Source organism: Bacillus salipaludis (genome assembly GCF_004358205.1).
On the sequence record NZ_SMYO01000072.1, the window covers coordinates 1 to 3,635 of the forward strand.

4 protein-coding genes are annotated in these 3,635 nt (G+C 34.4%); all 4 read right to left on the reverse strand.

Annotation, left to right across the window (positions count from 1 at the left end; all coding sequences use genetic code 11):
• Positions 1-1,112 precede the first annotated feature (1,112 nt).
• Complete coding sequence (locus tag E2K98_RS30260) at positions 1,113-1,820, reverse strand: ABC transporter permease (RefSeq protein WP_133340678.1); 708 nt, start codon at positions 1,818-1,820, stop codon at positions 1,113-1,115.
• Complete coding sequence (locus E2K98_RS30265) at positions 1,813-2,550, reverse strand: ABC transporter ATP-binding protein (RefSeq protein WP_208025450.1); 738 nt, start codon at positions 2,548-2,550, stop codon at positions 1,813-1,815. The genes E2K98_RS30260 and E2K98_RS30265 overlap by 8 nt, the downstream gene beginning before the upstream one ends.
• 78 nt (positions 2,551-2,628) lie before the next feature.
• A complete protein-coding gene (locus tag E2K98_RS30270; protein WP_133340679.1) occupies positions 2,629-3,270 on the reverse strand; it encodes a TetR/AcrR family transcriptional regulator in 642 nt (213 codons plus the stop codon).
• A gap of 162 nt (positions 3,271-3,432) precedes the next feature.
• The coding region (locus E2K98_RS31505) for a hypothetical protein (RefSeq protein ID WP_208025451.1) at positions 3,433-3,635 on the reverse strand (203 nt) is incomplete at its 5' end.

Consider the following 3,635-nt stretch of genomic DNA (forward strand, 5'->3'; position numbering starts at 1 on the left):
GCCCACTACCTAGCTGTCTACGCTTAAAAACTAAAGTTACCTTTAGTCCTCCAAGACTCGCTGCGAGCGAATGGCTAGTTCTTACTCGACGGGAATCCCACCCGCTATATGATACGACCTAGGCTCGGCCGCACAAGCACCCGTTAGCTTATTAACAATCAGTTTCCGTATTTATCATCTCTTACTGGAATGGCATTTTCTTTCGGGTGGTTAAAAATGTCTTCATAAGGATTTAGTCACCTCATTAGGAATGGACAAGGGTTTTTAAAAATATATTCCTTCACTTTATAGATAGTTCCTTCCCAATGAAAAAAGGACTGCCGAACAGCCCATTTGTTGTGTAATTAAAGCACCCACTAGTGCAAGTGAGTAAATGCATAAACAATAGCCCTCGTTTATCAGACGGTTAGATGACCTTTTCCATCTTGTATTTCTGAAGATAATCTAGAAAAATATCCTGCCATTACTGCTGGTGACTTTTTGTATGAAAGATTGGTTGAGATTGGCTTAATAAAGAAATAATGCGTCAGGATATTAGATAAATATAATTAATTATTCCAATTCAAGTATTGTCACAAAGTAAAGGATGCACGTTTTAGCATCCTTTACTTATGATATGATTCTCCGTAACGAGTCTAAACGAGGTCTCACTAACCCCTTACACCAAGTATTCGATTTCACCAATTTATGAATAACCTGCTATTTCCATATACATAGGACAAGTTTTTCTTTACTCTTTTTTTATTTTTCAAACCCAACATAAAAAGGATGGAATTACCAAACTTGTAAATAGCTCAAAAAGGCTTATTGGCATTAATATCTTATAAATATGTATTGCTTTTTACCTTTTTATAATACTTTTATTTTTCATTCTAGTTCGTGGTATCGTTAGTATTCCATTTGCATAATACCGCTAATTATTGAGAATATTCCAATTCCAATACAAATTAAGCAGACAGTTCTTGAATTCTTTTTGGATGATTTAAGGAAATATAATAAAAATCCTAATAAAACCAAAAGAATACCTATTATGATACTTGACCGATAAAATAGCGGGGCGAGGTTTTCAAGAGTATTATCTATTGCATTTTCAATTTTTTGTTCCATATTTGTTATACCTCCATGCAGTTAATCTTTCTTGTCATTATGTTAATGACGATCACACTTATAAATACAAGAATGATTGTAAAAATAATGATTGAACTATCTGCAGATATAGAACCTGCCACGATGTTACTTAATAGCGAGCAAAGCAAAACTGAGGATATAATAGTGGTCGGTATAGACTTTTTTATAAAGCCGATCGCCAGAGAGATAATACCAACACTAACCGCAGAAATAGACATATAAAATGTAGTTTTGGCAGCCCTACTTATCATTTCAAAAGTGATGTTTCCGTCTACCACTGGGGAAATGGATTCACTAATACCAAAAATAATAAATATGCTTATGCTTGAGGTGATCATTGCAGTTGCCACAAACAGTGAAACCACAGAAATCTTTGCCAGAAAAACCTTTCTTCTGCTGATAGGGTATGAGAATAGCAGAATGGTGCGTTTCCCTGCATATTCTTCAATTACTATTTTTGAAAACATTACTGATGATAATAAGCTGAAGGCAAACATACAGATTGTGTTAAATAATGGAATGATATTTTCATATCCTGCAAACATTTTCATGTCCGGGTCTTTTGGCTCAATCTTTGGAGCATAGGCGAAAAGATATATTATTCCTAACATACATATTCCAATGATAGAGGCTGCAATAATGTATGTACGAATATTGTTTTTTTTCAATTCAAGTTTCAATAAGTTAAGCATGTTGTTTCATTCCTCCATGCACAATATTAAGAAAATATTCTTCTAATCCATCTGCAGAATCCTTTTCGATAGTGGCTAACTCTATTTCTTGAACAATACTCCCATCTACGATGATCCCTATGACATCTGCGATATGTTCGATTTCACTTAAAATATGGCTGGAAACAAGTATAGTCATATCATGTTTTTTTACAAGGTCTTTAAAAAGCTCCCTCATTTCCCGTATTCCCACTGGATCTAGCCCGTTAATAGGTTCATCCAAAATTAAAAGTTTTGGCTGATGGATGATTGCTCTTGCTATCCCTAAACGCTGACGCATACCTAGAGAAAATTGAGAAACAGGTTGATTACCTATATCATGTAACCCAACTGTTCCTAATGTTTTTTGAATATCTGTATTTTGAATTCCCATATAGGAAAGATGAATTTCTAAATTTTCAATAGCGGATAAATGTTCATAAAAAATGGGAGTTTCTATCATGTTTCCTACATCCCTTAGAATACAATTTTCACCAATTTGAATATCCTTGCCGAAAATTTCTATTTGTCCGGCAGTGGGATGAAGTAATCCTAATAGCAGTTTAAAAATTGTTGTTTTTCCAGCTCCATTTACACCCAATAGTCCATAAACGCTTCCTTTTGAAACGGTCATGTTACAATTTTTTATGACTTCTTTTTGATTGAAGGTCTTTACTAATCCAGAGATTTTTACAGCAGATTCAAATTCCAAGTCGAATCCCTCCTAAAGTTTACATACATATAAATGTATGTATATTTGTAAAAGTAAACTGCCGATTGGCAGTCCACTTTAGATAGAAATAGCTTTATGAAATTTTTCAAGGGTAGCAAGTATCTGATCATCAATAACCGGGAGCCCGATACTATTAAATAATTCTTGTAGATGTTTTGCTTTTAACAGATATTCTTCTGTATCTACTGAAAATATAATTGGACTTAACCAAATATTAGTCAGCAGCATATATGTTTCTGATGTCTGTTTAGGATATTGAACAGAAATAGAACCGTCTATTACCCCTTCTTCGATAAAAGCAAGGATATCAGGAGCTCCTGAATGGACACATTCCTGTAGTTGTTTCGCAATCAATTTAGGGTTGTTTAGGATGTGGGAGATCGTTTTAACGGCTTCTACTTGTCCAATATTTTCAAATGACAGTAAAAATGCCATTCTTAACTTTTCCAGTCCGTTTAATCCAGAGATTTTTTTAGCCTCTTTGAACGGGTCGTTTTCAGTTGCCAGTTGATTGAGAACAGCGTCTATAATATCCTCTTTAGATTTAAAGTGATGGTAAAATGCACCTCTGGTTAAATCCCCCAAATCATCTACGATATCCTGGATGGTAGTTTCTTCCCATCCCTTTTCCAAAAACAACTTTGTTGCGGTATCCAAGATTCTTTTTTCTGTTATTTCTGGATATTTATTTCTTGGCAAGATGCTACCTCCATACATACATTTATATGTATGTATAATATCTCTTATTTACGTGAATGTAAAGTATTACTAGTAGTATTTTAACCCTCCACAATATCAATTTACTTATGCTGTTCCAATAATACCCTTTAATCAACCCACTTTATCTGAACTATAATACCATTATTTTACATAAAAATCATGATACTTTTTTGCTAACCTGTCTGTCAGTGGAACAAGAGAAAGTAGGGAAACCTCTCTCGAGGCTTCCCCCTTATCAAACCGTACGTGCCCTATTAAGGCATACGGCTTACCAAATGTTACAATGTTTATCAAGAGGATGCATTCCAGGCATTTTGCATCTTTTGTAAGCGATGAGGGGTAAA